Annotated in this window: 14 protein-coding genes and 1 tRNA gene; 12 read left to right on the forward strand and 3 right to left on the reverse strand. The window is 68.8% G+C overall.

Features of this window, described 5'->3' with window-relative positions; genetic code table 11:
• Positions 1-21: 21 nt before the first annotated feature.
• From Pla175_RS01925 to Pla175_RS01970, 11 genes are all read left to right on the forward strand, one after another.
• Positions 22-1,689 (forward strand): ABC transporter permease, encoded by a 1,668-nt coding sequence (locus Pla175_RS01925; RefSeq protein ID WP_145280809.1) that lies wholly within the window; start codon positions 22-24, stop codon positions 1,687-1,689.
• 139 nt (positions 1,690-1,828) lie between these two features.
• Positions 1,829-4,306, forward strand: a complete 2,478-nt coding sequence (locus Pla175_RS01930) for a hypothetical protein (protein WP_145280812.1) — start codon at positions 1,829-1,831, stop codon at positions 4,304-4,306.
• Between the two features lie 204 nt (positions 4,307-4,510).
• Positions 4,511-5,875: a tetratricopeptide repeat protein gene (locus tag Pla175_RS01935; RefSeq protein ID WP_145280814.1), complete on the forward strand. Its 1,365-nt coding sequence runs from the start codon at positions 4,511-4,513 to the stop codon at positions 5,873-5,875.
• Positions 5,876-6,128: 253 nt separating this feature from the next.
• Positions 6,129-6,668: an LPS assembly lipoprotein LptE gene (gene lptE, locus Pla175_RS01940; protein ID WP_197527205.1), complete on the forward strand. Its 540-nt coding sequence runs from the start codon at positions 6,129-6,131 to the stop codon at positions 6,666-6,668.
• Positions 6,669-6,767: 99 nt separating this feature from the next.
• Complete coding sequence (locus Pla175_RS25775) at positions 6,768-6,935, forward strand: hypothetical protein (protein ID WP_197527206.1); 168 nt, start codon at positions 6,768-6,770, stop codon at positions 6,933-6,935.
• 19 nt (positions 6,936-6,954) lie between these two features.
• Positions 6,955-7,824 carry a dihydropteroate synthase gene (folP, locus tag Pla175_RS01945; RefSeq protein WP_231954122.1) on the forward strand — a complete coding sequence of 290 codons (870 nt, stop codon included), beginning with the start codon at positions 6,955-6,957 and terminating at the stop codon, positions 7,822-7,824.
• A gap of 119 nt (positions 7,825-7,943) precedes the next feature.
• Positions 7,944-8,016, forward strand: a tRNA-Lys gene (locus Pla175_RS01950).
• Between the two features lie 220 nt (positions 8,017-8,236).
• Positions 8,237-9,028, forward strand: coding sequence for a bestrophin-like domain (locus Pla175_RS01955; RefSeq protein WP_145280818.1), 792 nt, complete (start codon positions 8,237-8,239; stop codon positions 9,026-9,028).
• A 74-nt stretch (positions 9,029-9,102) separates the two neighbouring features.
• Positions 9,103-9,513 carry an ArsR/SmtB family transcription factor gene (locus Pla175_RS01960; RefSeq protein WP_145280821.1) on the forward strand — a complete coding sequence of 137 codons (411 nt, stop codon included), beginning with the start codon at positions 9,103-9,105 and terminating at the stop codon, positions 9,511-9,513.
• Positions 9,514-9,600: 87 nt separating this feature from the next.
• A complete protein-coding gene (gene arsM / locus Pla175_RS01965) occupies positions 9,601-10,494 on the forward strand; it encodes an arsenite methyltransferase (RefSeq protein WP_145280823.1) in 894 nt (297 codons plus the stop codon).
• A 233-nt stretch (positions 10,495-10,727) separates the two neighbouring features.
• Entirely contained in the window at positions 10,728-11,426 is a 699-nt protein-coding gene (locus Pla175_RS01970; protein WP_145280825.1) for a low molecular weight phosphatase family protein, read from the forward strand.
• 18 nt (positions 11,427-11,444) lie between these two features.
• Here the strand turns inward: Pla175_RS01970 and Pla175_RS01975 are convergent, their stop codons facing one another.
• From Pla175_RS01975 to Pla175_RS01985, 3 genes are all read right to left on the reverse strand, one after another.
• Complete coding sequence (locus tag Pla175_RS01975) at positions 11,445-12,158, reverse strand: ATP-binding cassette domain-containing protein (RefSeq protein WP_145280827.1); 714 nt, start codon at positions 12,156-12,158, stop codon at positions 11,445-11,447.
• A gap of 139 nt (positions 12,159-12,297) precedes the next feature.
• Positions 12,298-13,476 (reverse strand): ABC transporter permease DevC, encoded by a 1,179-nt coding sequence (devC, locus tag Pla175_RS01980; protein WP_145280829.1) that lies wholly within the window; start codon positions 13,474-13,476, stop codon positions 12,298-12,300.
• On the reverse strand, positions 13,473-14,681 hold the full coding sequence (locus Pla175_RS01985; protein WP_145280830.1) for an HlyD family efflux transporter periplasmic adaptor subunit: 1,209 nt from the start codon (positions 14,679-14,681) through the stop codon (positions 13,473-13,475). The genes devC and Pla175_RS01985 overlap by 4 nt, the downstream gene beginning before the upstream one ends.
• Before the next feature lie 110 nt (positions 14,682-14,791).
• Between Pla175_RS01985 and Pla175_RS01990 the strand changes: the two genes are divergently transcribed.
• A complete protein-coding gene (locus tag Pla175_RS01990) occupies positions 14,792-15,421 on the forward strand; it encodes a TetR/AcrR family transcriptional regulator (protein ID WP_145280832.1) in 630 nt (209 codons plus the stop codon).
• Positions 15,422-15,437 lie beyond the last annotated feature (16 nt).

Below are 15,437 nucleotides of genomic sequence, written 5' to 3' on the forward strand. Positions count from 1 at the left end.
CCCGGTGGTACCATGGGCGGCATGAATCGTGCCGGTGTCATCCTCGCCCTGGCGTGCCTGGTCGGTCTGCTCGCCAGCGGGCTGGCGCCCCGTTCGGCCGGGCTGATGCAGAGCAGCCTCGCCCTGGCCGCGGCGGTCTGCGTGCTCGCGATGCCCCTCGGCGTGGCGCTGGCGGTGCTGGTCTGGAAGACCGACGCGCCGGGCGCCCGCTGGGGCGCGGCCTTGCTGATTGCGCAGCTCTTTTTGCCGATCCAACTGCACGCCGCCGGCTGGATGGCGGCGTTTGGCTTTGACGGCTGGTGGACCCTCGCCCACGCGTCCGACCAACCCGCGGACCCGCTGCTGGCGGGCTTCTGGGGCGCCGTGTGGGTGCACGCCATGGCGGCCGTGCCGTGGATCGCGGTCATCACCGGCGCCGGGCTGAGGGCCGTGGACGCCCAGCTCGAAGAAGCGGCGCTGCCGGTGATGTCGGGCCCGCAGGTGCTGATGCGGGTGTCGCTTCGCATGGCGGCGCCGGCGGCGGCCGCGGCGCTGCTGTGGACCTGCGTGGTGGTTGGCGGAGAGATGACCGTGACCGACCTGTTCCAGGTGCGTACGTTTGCCGAGGAGGTCTACACGCAGTCGGTGCTGGGGGCGTTCGACCCGGCCGCGGGCGACGACCCCGCGTCCCGCGCGCTCTACGCGCAGTCGCCCAACCTCACGGGGCTGTTGCTGGGCCTCGCGTTGCTGACGTTGCTGGCCGCCGCGGCGTTGTTGATCGGCGGCGTGCTGATGACGCGTAGCGACGACGAGACGCGTCCCCCCTGGCGGCTGCGGCTGGGCCCCCTGCGGTGGGTCGCGGGCGCGGCCGCCGCGTCGCTGTTGGCGGTGCAGATCGGCGCGCCGACCGCGAATTTGGTCTACCAGGCGGGGGTCTCTTCTTACCGAGTCGAAGACGCGGCCTCGCCCGAGAAGGTCGCCTGGCGGCGGAGCTGGTCGGCCGGCAAGGCGGCCGAGATGGTCGCGGCGGCGCCCTGGCGGATGCGGCGCGAACTGGGCCGGTCGCTGACGCTCGGCGCCGCGACCGCAACAGCGGCCGCCGTGTTGGGCGCGGTGCTGGCCTACGCGCTGCGATCGGCGGCTTGGCGGGGCGCGGCCGGGGCCGCGATTGCGCTGGGGCTGGCGGCGCCCGGGGTGCTGATCGGGATCGCGCTGGTCCGCGTGTTCAACCAGCCGTGGGACTCGCCGTTGTGGCCCCTTACCTGGTTGTACGATCACACGTCGATCGCCCCTTGGCTGGCGCACGTGATTAAAGCGACCCCGATCGCGGCGCTGGTGCTGTGGCCCGCCTTCGGCTCGGCCCCCTCGGCGGTGCTGGAGGCCGCGGAGCTCGACGGCGCCAGCCCCTGGCGCCGGCTATTCCGCGTGCTGCTGCCGATGCGGCCCGCGGCGCTAGCGGCGGCTTGGCTGGCGGCGCTGGCGGTTTCGCTGACCGAGCTCCCCGCGACGATCCTGCTGCCGGGCGCCCAGACCCTGACGGTCCGGCTCTTCAACCTGCTGCACTACGGCGTCGAGGACCAGGCCGCGGGCGTTTGCTTGTTCCAGATGCTGCTGTTCGGGGGCCTGGCGGCGGTCACGATGCGGTTTTGGAACTCCCGCGGTACCATGGGAAATCCGAAGGACGAGATCCGAAACCCAAAACAAGCATGAAGCACGAATGAGGCAGCGCCTGAAACATCTCGCTGGCCAGAAGGTTTCCAACCCCCGTGCTTCGTTCTTGGGGCCTGTTCCGGGTTTCGGGTTTCGGATCTCGTGTTTTTTACTGGTCCTCATCCCGCTCATCCTCTGCATGCCCGGCTGCAAGGGCTGCGAGCCAGAGACCCCCCAGGCCAAGGCGGCCCGCGAGCTGAAGGACGCCGAGGAGCAAGAACGCGAGCGGATCGCCCGCCTGCAACGTGAGAAGGCCGCCGAGCCGTTCGAGATCGCCGCGCCGGTGCCGCTCCCCAACGAGACCGACCTGGCGTTGCTGCTGGTCAAGCCGGGGCACTGGACCGCGGTGTCGCAGAAGATGGAGTCGAAGCTGGAGGACTGGGTCGGCGAGTCGACCCAGGAGCTGTTGGACAAGCAGGACCGACCGATCGCGGTGCCGCGGACGGCGTTCTCCATCCGCAGCACCCGCCCGGTGGCGCTCCCCAAGCAGCAGGTGAAACAGATCGACACGGTGCTGTTCCCGGCGCCCAGCGACGAGCCGACGCGGATCATCAGCCGCCTGTCCGACCGCGGCGGCGGCGTGCGGCGTACGGACGGCCCGCTGCCGCTGAGCCCGATGCTGGCGCACCAGTACAACCTGGTGGTGCTGGCCAAGGAGCCGGCGCGGTACACGTTCCTCAAGAGCCTGTACGCGGTGAACGCGCCGTTCTCGGGTTTCGAACCGGAGTCGCTGATCGGATCGACGCTCCCCTTCCCGCGGCAGTACCGCGTGGTGACGCCGAAGCTCGACGGTCAGCCCCCGATCCCCGACGCCCCCCTCTGCTGGACCTCGATCGCGTATGTGGTGTGGGACGAGGTCGACCCCGACACGCTCTCGCCGCAGCAACGCACCGCGCTGGTCGATTGGCTGCACTGGGGGGGGCAGCTTGTGATCAGCGGGCCCGACTCGTTGGGGCTGCTGCGGCAGAGCTTCCTCGACCCCTACCTGCCGGCCGAGGGGGACGGGGCGGTGAGCATGACCGCCAGGACGCTGGGCCCGCTGAGCGACGCCTTCCTGGTGGGGCGGCGCCAAGCCGCGGCGCTCCGGCCGACGACGCCGTGGTCGGGCGTCAAGCTCACGCGTCGCCCGGGGGCCGCCGCCGTGCCGGGCTGCGGCGACCTGGTGATCGAGCGTCCCGTGGGGCGGGGCAGGGTGGTGGTCACGGCGTTCCAGCTCGCCGAGCGCGACCTGTTGAACTGGTCGGGCGGGGCCGAGAACTTCTTCAACGCGGCGTTGCTGCGGCGCCCGGGACGCAAGTTTCTCTCCCGCGAGAAGTACAGCGTCGGCAGCGACAGCGGGGTGGTGGTCGAGTGGCTCGCGGGCGAGCCGACGCGGGTCAGCGCCGCAGACAACACCCGCGTCCGCTACTTCGTGCGAGACACCCACGCCGACGGCGACGCCGCGGTGACCTTCAAGCCGCAGGTGGTTGCCGGCGGCGGGCGGTTCAACGCCTTCCCGGGGTTCGAAGAGCAACCGATCGAAGAGTTGACGCCCCCGACGTTCTCCGGGGGCTACGGCGCCTGGAACGATTTTAGCGCCGCCTCGAGCGCGGCCCGCGAGGCGTTGCGCGAGGCGGCCGGCGTGAACGTGCCGGGGCGCGGCTTCGTGCTGGCCTGCCTGGGGATCTACCTGCTGCTGATCGGGCCTGTCAATTGGGCCTTCTTTCAGACGCTGGGCCGCGTAGAGCTGGCGTGGATCGCCGCGCCGATCTTGGCGGTGCTCGCCACCTGGGTCGTGGTGCGTCAGGCGCAGCTCGACATCGGGTTCGTCCGCGCGCAGACCGAGGTCGCCATCCTCGAGGCGCAGCCCGACTACCCGCGCGGCTGCCTGACCCGCTACACCGCGCTCTACACGTCGTTGGCCACGACGTACCAGATGGAGTTCGAAGACGGATCGGCGGTCGCGGCGCCGTTCGCTGCGCGCGACGACTTCACGCTGCTGCCGGGCGAGTCGCTCTCCCCGGTGGAGTTTTCGCGGCAAGAACGGGTGCGGCTCCGCAACCTGTTCGTCAGCTCCGCTAGCACCGGCATGGCGCACAGCGAGCAGATGATCGACCTCGGGGGCGCGGTGTCGCTGACCAAGAGCTCGGCGGGCCTGCCGCAGATCACCAACCGCACCCAGCACACGCTCAGCAGCCTTGCGCTGGTAGAGCGGCAGGACGGCCAGAAGGACGCGCCGCTGCGTGGCTGCTGGATCGGCGAGCTGCTGCCGGGCCAGTCCGCGGCGGTGTCGATGCAGCCGGTGCTGAGCGCGGACGGGGCGCCCTTCCTGAAAGAGCGGGCCGCCGAGGACGCCCAGGCCGAGCGGCTGAACCTAGAGCCGCTGTTCGAGCTGGCGCTCTCCCGCGAGCTGCTGGAGCCCGGCTCGGCCCGTGCGGTGGCGCGAATCAACCGCGCGATCGACGGGCTGACGGTCACGCCCCAGGCGTCGCAGCAGCAGGGCGCCACGCTGCTGGTGGCCCACCTGCGCCACGCCCCTCCCCCGGCGCCCGAGGGGGACGCGAACGCCCCCAGCGACATCGCCAAGGAGACGCGCCAACCCAGCGAGAGCAGGGACATGTACGACCCAAATCAATAAGGCGCACGTGGAGCAGCAGGCAAAGCCGGAGCAATTGAGCCCGTCGGCTATTTGCCTTGGTGTTGCTTGCACTGCGAGCGGCTGCGTTGCTAGCCCCCCAAGCGCTCCCGCGGCGCGGCAGCCCCGCCTTGACGCCCCCGGCCGGTTCTCCTACCGTCCCCGCCGCTTTGCTCCGCGCCCCTTCCGCGCCGTCAGGGAACCGCCATGCGCCGATCGCTACTAACCGTCCTGCTCGCCCTGGTTTGCTCCGGTGTGGGCTTTACGCCATCCGTCTACGCCATCGACTGGCCCTTCTCTAGCCGGGAAGAAAAGCCCGGCAGCAAGGAGTGGTGGGGCCGCCACAAACGCGAGGCAGAGCTCGTGCCCGGCAAGGGCTTCCGAGTCCCCGGGTTCGAGGGCTGGTACGACGGCGAGGGCCGCCCGATCGACGCCCCGGTCGACGAGATCGCCATCGGCGTCTACGGCGAAGACACCGGCAGCAAGGGGATCCTCCCCGGGCTCGACCCCAAGAACGCCTACAACAGCATCAAGACCGCCGTCGGCCTGGGCCCCAACGAAGAAACAGCCCGCCAAGCGTTGGCCGAAGGGGAGGCGCTCTTCAAAGAAGAAAAGTACTCCAGCGCCGAGGGGCCGCTCGAGCTGGCCATCGCCCGCTGGCCCAACTCGGCGGTGTGCGAGCAAGCGATGTTCTTGCTGGCCGAGTGCTACTACTTCCAGGACCAGTACCGCGCCGCCCGCGACGCCTACGACGACCTGGTGTACGCCTTCCCCGGCACCCGCAAGCTCGACACGCTGGTGAAGCGGCAGTGGTCGATCGCGCAGTACTGGGAGGCCGAGTGGGAGAAGGACCAGAACTACACGCTGCAGCCCAACCTGCTAGACAAGACCAAGCCCACGTTCGACATCATCGGCCAGGCGATGAAGACCTACGACAGCATCCGCCTGAACGACCCCACCGGCCCGTGGGCGGACGACGCGATCATGGCGACCGCCAACAGCTACTTCCGCCGCAACCGGTTCTTTGACGCCGACGAGAACTACGAGCTGCTGCGTCGCGAGTACCCGCGCAGCGAACACCAGTTCGACGCCCACCTGCTGGGCCTGCAGTCGAAGCTGCGGATGTACCAGGGCCCCGACTACGACGGCACGCCGCTAGACGACGCCCAGAAGCTGCTCAAGCAGCTCCGCGTGCAGTTCAACAGCCAGCTCAGCAGCGAAGAACGCGACCGGCTCCGCAAGGTCGAGGCGGAGCTGCAACTGGCCGTCGACACCCGCAAACTAAACATGGCGCAGTACTACGACGAGCTGAAGGAGTACGGCGCCGCCAAGATCTACTACGCCGAGCTGGCGCGCGATCGCAGCGAGGCGCCGGTCGGCATCCAGGCGGCCGAGCGGCTGATCGCGCTGGGGGGCCTGCCGGAGAAGCCCAAGGTCCCGCTGCAAGACGTCATCGAGATGTTCCCCGAGAGCCGCGAACGCGCTGCGATCACCAAGCTCCGCCAGATCAGCGAAGAGACCCGCATCGCGAACGAACAGCCGGTTTCCGGCGATGCCCCCATCACCCGATAAGAAATCTAACCACGAAGGGCACAAAGAAGCACAAAGGACGGACAGACGGATCGAAAAGCGACCCAGTTGAGATTGCAAGCTGCCCGGTGGACCATCGTGCGGGCGCGGGACACTGCCTGAGCGTCAAACCTTGGGCTGCTATCTCTGGTTGCCGCTTGCAATCCCCTAGGTTCCAACCCTGATCCATACCGTCCTTCGTGCTTCTTTGTGACCTTCGTGGTTAGGCCTTCCGTCCTGTCCATCGGTGTTATCCGTGCTATCCGTGGTCAAGCCGTCGATCGCTCTGCTGTTGATCGCTGCGGCCGGCTGCGCCAACTACCGTGTGGGCGCCGATGCGCTCTACGCCCCCGACATCCGCACCGTGCAGGTGCCCATGATCGCCTCGGACAGCCTACGCCGCGACCTGGGCGAGCGGCTCACCGAGGCGGTGGTCCGCGAGATCAACACCAAGACCCCGTTCAGGGTGGTCAACGACCCCACGGCCGACAGCCTGCTGGTGGTCCGCCTGCTTGACGACACCCGGCGGGTGTTGGTGGAGGACCCCTACGACTCGCCGCGGTTGTTCGAGAATCAGATCTCCGTAGAGGTGACCTGGATCAACCGCCGCCGCGACCCGATGCTCGCCGACCCCACGCTCGCCACCCGGACGATGGCCCTCCCGCCCGGCCTGGCCGGCTCTGCCCAGAACGCAAACTGGTTCCCCGCGGCGGGTCAGAGCGTCGCCTCGAGCCAGCAGCAGACGATCGAGCGGCTGGCGCAGCAAATCGTCGGTTCCATGGAAGAACCGTGGTGAGGCGAGGGGCGAGGGCCGGAGGGACGGAGGTTAGACGCGCCCGCGTGGATGCTTCATCATGATCGAAGCTCTCGCCCCTCGCCTCTAACCCCTCGCCCCATGCGTCCCGGCTCTAAGCAATTCTGGCGCGACACCATCTGGGTGCTCCCCGCGGTCACCGTGGTCAGCGTAGCGCTGGCGTATTGGTGGACGCCGTGGTTCTTGTTCTACATCCCGTTCACGGCCCTGGTGTTGGCCTGGATGGCGTTCGTCCGTGGCCAGGAGTAGTCCCCGGGACACGATCGCCGTGAGCACGCAAAGCCACTACGCAAACCGCGCCGCCGCTTGGCGCCTACGCACCCGCACGCTGTCGGCGGCCGACGGGCCGCTGCTGATGGGGATCGTCAACGTCACGCCAGACAGCTTCTCCGACGGCGGCCAGTGGGCCGACCCCCAGCGGGCGGTCGACCACGCCATGCAGCTAGTGGACGAAGGGGCGCACATCCTCGACATCGGCGGCGAAAGCACCCGCCCCGGCGCGGCGCCGGTGTCGGAATCAGAAGAGGTCCGCCGCACGGCGCCGGTCATCGCCCGCCTGGCGGAGCTGACCGACACGCCGATCTCTATCGACACCAGCAAGGCCGCCGTGGCCCGCGAGGCGATCGCCGCCGGCGCCGAGGTGATCAACGACGTCACCGGCCTGGCCGGCGACCCCGCCATGGCGCCCCTGGCCGCCGAGACGGGCGCCGGCGTCTGCGCGATGCACATGCGCGGCACGCCGCAGACGATGCAGGACGACCCGCGGTACGACGACGTCGTCCAAGACGTGCTCGACTACTTGGCGGGCCGGCGCGACGCGCTGCTGGCGGCCGGGATCGAGCGGGCCCGCATCTGCCTCGACCCGGGCATTGGCTTCGGCAAGACGCACCAGCACAACCTGGCCCTGATGCAGAACTGCTGGCGCTTGCACGCGTTGGGCCAGCCCGTGCTGGTGGGGCACTCCCGCAAGGGCCTGCTCGCCAAGCTGATCGGCGACCCGGACCGCGACCGCACGGCCGCCACGGTGGGCGCGGCGCTCGCCCTGGCCCGCCAGGGGGTGCAGGTGATCCGCGTCCACCAGATCGCCCCCCTGCAAGACGCCCTGCGAACCTTCACGGCCTGCGGCGGTCTAGAATAGGGGGCCATCGGCCAATAGCCGACGGGGTGGAGCCCGTCGGCTATCGGCAATTCCGCCTGTGCGTGGCCGCTGCCCGCCGCCTTGCGACCGTGCAGATTTCTGCTACCTTTTACCCAGCCGCTCCCTTAGCTCAATTGGCAGAGCAACTGACTCTTAATCAGTAGGTTCTTGGTTCGAGTCCAAGAGGGAGCACTAAAGTTCTTGACGCGGTGGGTTTCGCCGCGGTTTCTGCACCGCGGCCGGCGTGTTTTGGCAGCGGACTGCCGTTCTTGCGGGCCGGTCAGACTAGGTCTGCGGGGACGCCCGCGGGGCTGCTCTGGCGTCCGGGGCGGCTTCCGATCAATCTAGGGTTGGTCTTCGTCCCCCCGCCAGTTTCTGGGCCCCGACGCACGTGTACGATCCCCTCCCCGGTATGGCTAGCTGGCAAGCGATCGCGGCGCTGTCCGCGGTCATGTTCTTGTGCAACGAGATCGGCTTCCGCCTTGGTCGCCGGCTGCACGCCAACGAGCCGGAGCTGTCGCGCAGCGCCTCGGGCGCCATCAAGGCCAGCATCTTCGCGTTGGTGGCGTTCTTGGTGGCGGTTTCCTTCTCTACCACCGCCGCACGGCACGACACGCGTCGGCGTGTGGTGCTGGATGAGGCCAACGCGCTGGGCACCTGCTACCTGCGGGCCGGGCTCCTGCAGGAGCCGCAACGCAGCGCGATCCGCGCCACGCTGGTAAAGTTTGTCGACGCACGACTGGCATACTTTGACGACGGGCTGAACATTGAGAGGTCCAAGCAGGCGCGCGACACGATGGGCGGGCTGCTAAACGACCTGTGGCGCCAGGTCGAGGCGGCGGCGGCCGCCGACGCAACCCAGACGCGCACCAGCCAGATCGTTCCCGCAGCCAACGACGTGATCGACCTGGCGTCGACGCGCGACTTCGCGGCCGCCAGCCACCTGCAGCCCGCGGTGCTGTGGCTGTTGGTGACGTGCGTGCTCGTGTTCAGCCTGCTTATCGGGCATTCCTCGGGCCAGTCAACGATACGCCACCTGGGGCTGTGGTGTGCGTTGAACCTGCTGTTCGGCATGGTGTTGTTCGTGGTGCTCGATTTCGACCGCCCGCGCCGCGGTTTGATCCAGGTGAACCACACGCCGCTCGTCGAGCTCCGCGCTTCGATGGGGCCCGCGTCGTCGGCCCCCGCCGGAAGTGGGGGCTGACGGGTGTTGACTCTCGCGGCGGCCTGTTGTACATTTCGTCATGTAACGAAATAACTCAGTGGCGGGTGCCTGGCATGCGAGACCTGTTGGCGATCACCAAGGCGTTGGGAGACGAGAACCGCCTCCGCGCGCTCGGGCTGCTCGAGGGCCGCGAGCTGTGCCTGTGCCAGATCATCGAGGTGCTGGCGCTGGCGCCGTCGACCGTCTCGCGTCACATGGCCATCCTGCATCAGGCCCGGCTGGTGGAGTCGCGCAAGCAGGGGCGGTGGGCCTACTTCCGCTTGGCGGACGTCGACAGCCGCGCGGGCAAGGCCTCGAAGACCGACGCCCCCCCCGCCGAAGCAGGCCCGGCGCTGGCGTTAGTGCTCGCCAGCCTAAAGTCGAGCACGCAGGGCAAGACCGATCAGAAGCAGCTCAAGCAGGTGCTGAAGCTAGAGCCAGAAGAGTTGTGCCGCCAGCAATCCTGCAGATCGGGCTGTGCCTGACGACGCAGCGGGATCGCGGCGGCGCGAACCGAGTTTCATGGGCCGTCAGGCACAACCTGACTTACGCATAGCATAAGGAGAAGCAGCGTGTCCGAATCCATTCTTGAAGAGGTGCGGCGGCAGTACTCCGCGGTCGCTCAGCAGGGGCTTTCCAGCGATCAAGCAGGGGTGAAGGGGGTCGCCGAGGCGTTCGGCTACTCGGCCGACGAGCTGGCCTCGATACCGGCCGAGGCGAACATGGGTCTCTCCTGCGGCAACCCCACCGCGACCGCCCGGCTGCGGCCGGGCGAGGTGGTGCTCGACCTGGGCTGCGGCGGCGGGCTCGACGTGCTGCTGGCCGCGCCCAAGGTGGGGCCGACCGGGCGGGCGATCGGCGTCGACATGAGCCAGGCGATGATCGACCTGGCCCAGCGCAACGCCGCCAAGGGGCGCGACGGGTCGCCGATCGAGAACGTTGAGTTCCACCTCTCGACCATCGACCGGCTGCCGGTAGCGGACGGCGTGGTCGACTGCGTCATCAGCAACTGCGTGATCAACCTGGCGCCCGACAAGGGCGCCGTGCTGAGCGAGGTGTACCGCGCCTTGAAGCCCGGGGGCCGGCTGGCGGTGAGCGACATCGCGCTGAAGAAGCCGCTGCCGGACGAGGTGCGCGAGAACCTGCCCGCCTACATCGGCTGCATCGCCGGCGCGATCTCCATCGACGACTACCAGCGATTGCTTGCAGACGCCGGTTTCGGGGCGGTCCAGATCGTCGACACCGGCGCCGACCTGAACGCCTACGCCCTGGCCGACGGCGCGGCGTGCTGCGTGCCGGCGGAGCCCGCGCCCCTCGGCCTTGTCGAATCGGGCGGCGAAGGGTGCTGCGGCGGGGCGGCGTCCCCCAGCAGCGAGATCCACGCCCAACTGGCGGACCTGTTGCAGAAGCACAACGTGAACGACTTCGCGGCGAGCGTGCGGGTCTTCGCGGTCAAGCCGGGCTGAGGGGAGCTTCCCAATGGGTTGACCACGGAGACGCGGAGGACACAGAGACGACAAGAGGATGGAATCGCCGATGAACGCGGATAGACGCAGATCAATGAGTCGTTGCATATCTGCGTTCAACTGCGTCGATCGGCGGTTCTCATCTCATTGCCCTCCCGCCGCGATCTTGGTTGACGGCGGCGTATTGATCCGCTTTCCGGTGCGCCAACTGATCTTCTGTCGAGACGTAAGCGATGAAGACGCTATTGATCCCTGCCGCGCTGGTCGCCGGCGTGTTGGTTGCAGGCCTTGCCGCGGCGCAAGAAGAGGTTGCTATGTATCCAGAGCTCGCTAGTTACATCGACGCCCGGATCGCCGAGTTCGAGCAGATCCCCGCCGAGCGCCGCACGCAGCTCGCGGGGCTGGCCGAGTATGTCACCGCGTGTGGCACGACGGGCAAGCCCGCTCGGCTGACGTTTATCTGCACGCACAACTCACGCCGCAGCCACATGGCCCAGCTCTGGGCCGCGGTGGCCGCGGCGCGTTACGGCGTCGGCGGGGTCGAGACCTTCTCTGGCGGCACCGAGGCCACGGCGTTCAACCCGCGGGCGGTCGCCGCGATGCGTCGCGCCGGCCTGGAGATCGTCGGGCCGGAGGCCGAACCGAACCCGCGGTACGAGGTGCGTCTAGCAGCGGGCGCCACGCCGATGGCGTGTTTCTCCAAGGTGTACGACCAGTCGCCCAACCCGGCCGAAGGCTTTTGCGCCGTGATGACCTGCTCGCACGCGGATGAAAACTGCCCGGTCGTATCCGGCGCCGATCAAAGGCTGGTGATCGAGTACAAAGACCCCAAGGCAGCGGACGACACCCCGCGGGAGGCCGCGACTTACGACGAGCGTTCTGCCCAGATCGCCCGCGAGATGCTGTACGCGTTCGCGCAGGTGAAGAAGTAGGGCCCGCCGCGGCGGGCCCTACGACGCTTTCCGTCCGTCGTCCACGATCCGGCCCTCTTCCATTTGGACGATGCGGTCCGCGAGGTCGAGCACGCGGTGGTCGTGCGTCACCACGAAGACCGTCGTGCCGCGCTGGTCGGCCAGGCTGCGGAGGATCTGCATCACTTGATGGCCGCTCTTGCTGTCGAGCGCGGCGGTAGGCTCGTCGGCGAACACGACGTCCGGGTTCCCCACCAGCGCGCGGGCGACCGCCACGCGCTGCTTCTGCCCGCCGGAGAGTTTCTCCGGCAAGAAGTCGAGGCGGTCCTCCAGCCCCACCAGGTCCAGCACGCGCTGGGCCGCGGGGCGCCAGCCGCGCATCGCCCGCGGGCCGTGCACCTCGAGCCCCATGCGTACGTTCTCGATGGCCGTGAGGCTTTCGTGCAGGTTGTGGGCTTGGAAGATAAAGCCGACGCGGCGCCGCATCCGCATGAGCGTGGGGTCGTCGGCGCCGGCCAGCTCCTGCCCCAGCAGTTGGGCGCTGCCCGACTGCACCGACCGCAGGCAGCCGACCAGGGTGAGCAGCGTCGTTTTGCCCGACCCGGAGGGGCCCATCAAGATCACGACCTCCCCCCGGTCGATCGAGAGGTCGATGTCGTGCAGCACCTTCACCCGCACCGAACCGGCGCCGAAGGTGTGGCTGAGGCCGCGCGTGGCGATCGCGGCGTTGTCGGATGGGAAGTCGGCCATCATTAATCTCAATGACGAAGAATGGAACACCGATTGTCGCGGATGAAGCGGATGATCACAGACCGCCTCGACTGTCTCTGAACCGTGTTGATCCCGTCCATCCGCGTTCATCCGTGTCCTATTCGTTGCGCCGCGGATCACATCAAAACAGGTCTGCCGGGTCGGCGGCGTTCAGGCGGCGGGTGGCGATGGCGCCAGAGATGGTGCACATGACGGCCGTGAGCACGAACACCATGATCGGCCGGCCCAGGGTCATGGTGATCGGCAGCGAGGTGGCCCGTGCCGCTACTTGGTAGAGCACTAGGGAGATCCCCAGCCCGGGGATGAACCCCAGCGCCGCCAGCGACACCGCTTCTTGGAACACGACCCCCAGGAAGAACCGCGGGGGGTAGCCGATCGCCTTGAACGTGGCGTACTCCGCCATGTGGTCTTGCACGTCGGTCGCCAGCACCTGATAGACAATCACCAGCCCCACGATCAACCCGATCACCACGCCGAAGCCGAACACAAAGCCGATGGGCGTCTGCTTGGCTTGGTAGCTTTGCTCGGCTTCGACCAGTTGCTGCTTGGTGAACGCCCGCACGTCTTTCTCCGGCCACAGCGCGTTCAGGCGGCGTGCTACTGCCTCGGGGTCGGCGCCCGGGTCGCACCGCACCAGCACCACGGTCGGCGTGCCGGGGCGGCGGCGAGGGAAGAGCCTGAGGAAGGTCTCGTCGGAGGTGATCATCACGCCGTCAACGTCGAACGTGGCGCCCTGCGAGAAGCTGCCGACAAGCGTGAGCTGCCGCCCCGAGACCTCGATCCGCACGGGGCTGCCCGCCTCGAGCCGGTCGCGGATGGCGGCGGGGAAATCCCGCGTCTTGAGGTCGACCAACGCGTAGTCGGGCTGGCGGAGCGGGGCCACCTGGCGTTGCAACGCCGGGTCCAAGAACACCCGCTGGTCGGGGTCGACCCCCATCACGCGGAAGTTGGTGGTGTCGCTCGTGTCGGGGTCGGTCCAGAACATCGTGCCGAGGTACAGGGGCGTCGCGTCGTGAACCCCGTCGACCGCCAGCGCCTGGTACATCCGCGAGCGCGGCACAGGGTTCGCCTCGCGCAACGAGCGAAAATCCGATGCGGCGATCACGATGTCCGTATCCCAGGTGCGGTGGGTCATGACGCTCGTTGAGAACAGCGCGTTCATGAACCCAAGCTGCATGAAGATCAGCACGTTGGCGAACGTCACCCCGCCCACGGCCGCTACCAGGCGGGTGCGGTTGTGCAGCAACTGCTTCCAGCCGATCGGCAGCCGCCCGGTCAGTCGCATCAGCAGTGCGCTCACGGCAGGAACTCGGCACGGACCTGAAGGTTCACCAGCCGTGCGGCCCGCTCGCTCGAGCCCTCGTCCAGCCGCACCCAGACCTCGACGACGCGGGCGTCGGTGTGGGCCGCCGGGTCGGCGTCGACGATCGTCTGCCCCTGCACCATCGCCTCGATGGACGCCACGCGGCCCGTCAGCGGCTCGGCCAGCGGCGCCGCGGTGATCTCTACTTCTTGCCCCACGCGTACGCGGGCCACATCGCTCTCGTACACCTCGGCGCGGGCCATCATCGCCTGGGTGGCGCCCATCTCTAGCAGCGGCGACTGGCCGGTCCGCTCGCCGGGGTGGAGGTGGATGTCCAGCACCACGCCGTCGATCGGCGAGCGGATGAACGCCTGCCGCCACTCGGCGCGGGCGCGCTCGAGCTGCGCCTCGGCGACCTCTAGGTCGAGCCGCGCCACCGTGACGTCGATCGCCTCCTCGGAGGCCCCGGTGCGGTACCGCCACAGCCGCGACTCGGCCTCGCGGACCGAGTCGACCGCCGAATCGTAGTCGAACTGCACCTGGTCGAGCTGCTCCTGCGAGGTGGCGTTGGTGGTGATAAGCTGCTTCTCGCGTTCCAGCACCATCTGCTTGGTCTTGGTCTGCGACTTGGCCGTGCGGAGCGCCGCCTCGAGTTCGGCCTGCGTCGCTTCGACAACCACGCGCGTCTGCTCGAGCCGCGCCGCGGTCTGCTTCGCCTGTCGCTCGGCGACTAGGCGTGCGGCGCGCAGCGTCGGCTCGCTGTCGAGCACCGCCAGCACGTCTTCTTTGGCGACGACGTCGTTCTCTTGGACACGCAGCTCCTCGATCCGCGACTCGCCCGCTCCGCTGGGGGCGGCCACCGACACCACCTCTCCCTCGGGCTGCAGCCGCGCCAGGGCGACCACCCGCGCGGGGGCCGGCTCGGCGACCGGCGGGGGGGGCTCGGCGATGCCCAGCAACTCGGCGAGCGGGTCGCGCAGCGCCCACGCCGATCCACCCACCAGGGCGATCGCCGCTACCGCCACCGCCGGGCCCCGCCACCCGCTTTTGCGGCGGCCGTTGGCGCCGGCCGGCAGCGACCGGTCTACCGCCTCGAGCGGCAGCCCGGCTTGCGGCTGGTGGTTGGGGGGAGCGTTCCCCTTGGCCAGGGGCGGGCGTCCCGCCTCGGCGGGGGGGGCTGCGGTTTCGCTGCGGGGGTCCATCGACGCTTCCGGCTGCGAGCAAACTTGACTAATGACCAATGGGTCAGTACTGTTGGAATAATGACCGGCGGGTCATTAAAAGTCAAGCGACCAAAGTTAGGGGGGGCGGCATGTCCCGCGGAGAAACCAGCAAACCACGCACGCGGCGTAAGGACGCCCGGCCCGGCGAGATCGTCGAGGCCGCGATGCAGGAGTTCGCCGAGCAGGGCTTCGCAGGCGCCCGCATCGAGCGGATCGCCCGGCGGGCCGGCGTGGCCAAGGGGACGGTCTACCTCTACTTCAAGACCAAGGACGAGCTGTTCGAGGCAGCGGTGCGCGAGAACATCAGCCCGATGTTTGCCCGCCTGGGCGCGTTGGCCGAGGCCCACCCCGGCACGGCCGCCGAGCTGCTCACGCAGGTGATCCACAACGCCTACGCCGAGCTGGTGGACAAGCCTCAGCGGCGGGTGATCCTCCGCGTGCTGATCGCCGAAGGGGCCCGGTTCCCCCGGCTCACGGCCTTCTACCACCAAGAGATCATCACCGGCGCCGTGGGCCTGCTGGAAGCGATCGTCCGCCGGGGCGTAGCGACAGGTGAGTTTGACCAGACGCTGGCGCTGGCGACCCCGCAGGTCGTGATGGGCCCCGCGCTGATGGCAATCGTGTGGAAGCTGACGTTCGACGAGGTCGCCCCGCTCGACCTCAAGGCGTTCGCCGCGGCGCACTGCGACCTGGTGCTCAACGGGCTGCGCAAACGCTAGCGGCTCGCCCGGCGGC

The sequence above is a fragment of the Pirellulimonas nuda genome (assembly GCF_007750855.1).
GTDB lineage: Bacteria > Planctomycetota > Planctomycetia > Pirellulales > Lacipirellulaceae > Pirellulimonas > Pirellulimonas nuda.

What these genes read in the sequence shown, in the direction of transcription:
- Pla175_RS01925 (WP_145280809.1), top strand. Translation starts at nt 22, where the DNA reads ATGAATCGTGCCGGTGTCATCCTCGCCCTGGCGTGCCTGGTCGGTCTG.
- Pla175_RS01930 (WP_145280812.1), top strand. Translation starts at nt 1,829, where the DNA reads ATGCCCGGCTGCAAGGGCTGCGAGCCAGAGACCCCCCAGGCCAAGGCG.
- Pla175_RS01935 (WP_145280814.1), top strand. Translation starts at nt 4,511, where the DNA reads ATGCGCCGATCGCTACTAACCGTCCTGCTCGCCCTGGTTTGCTCCGGT.
- Pla175_RS25775 (WP_197527206.1), top strand. Translation starts at nt 6,768, where the DNA reads ATGCGTCCCGGCTCTAAGCAATTCTGGCGCGACACCATCTGGGTGCTC.
- Pla175_RS01955 (WP_145280818.1), top strand. Translation starts at nt 8,237, where the DNA reads ATGGCTAGCTGGCAAGCGATCGCGGCGCTGTCCGCGGTCATGTTCTTG.
- Pla175_RS01960 (WP_145280821.1), top strand. Translation starts at nt 9,103, where the DNA reads ATGCGAGACCTGTTGGCGATCACCAAGGCGTTGGGAGACGAGAACCGC.
- Pla175_RS01970 (WP_145280825.1), top strand. Translation starts at nt 10,728, where the DNA reads ATGAAGACGCTATTGATCCCTGCCGCGCTGGTCGCCGGCGTGTTGGTT.
- Pla175_RS01975 (WP_145280827.1), bottom strand. Translation starts at nt 12,158, where the DNA reads ATGATGGCCGACTTCCCATCCGACAACGCCGCGATCGCCACGCGCGGC.
- Pla175_RS01985 (WP_145280830.1), bottom strand. Translation starts at nt 14,681, where the DNA reads ATGGACCCCCGCAGCGAAACCGCAGCCCCCCCCGCCGAGGCGGGACGC.
- Pla175_RS01990 (WP_145280832.1), top strand. Translation starts at nt 14,792, where the DNA reads ATGTCCCGCGGAGAAACCAGCAAACCACGCACGCGGCGTAAGGACGCC.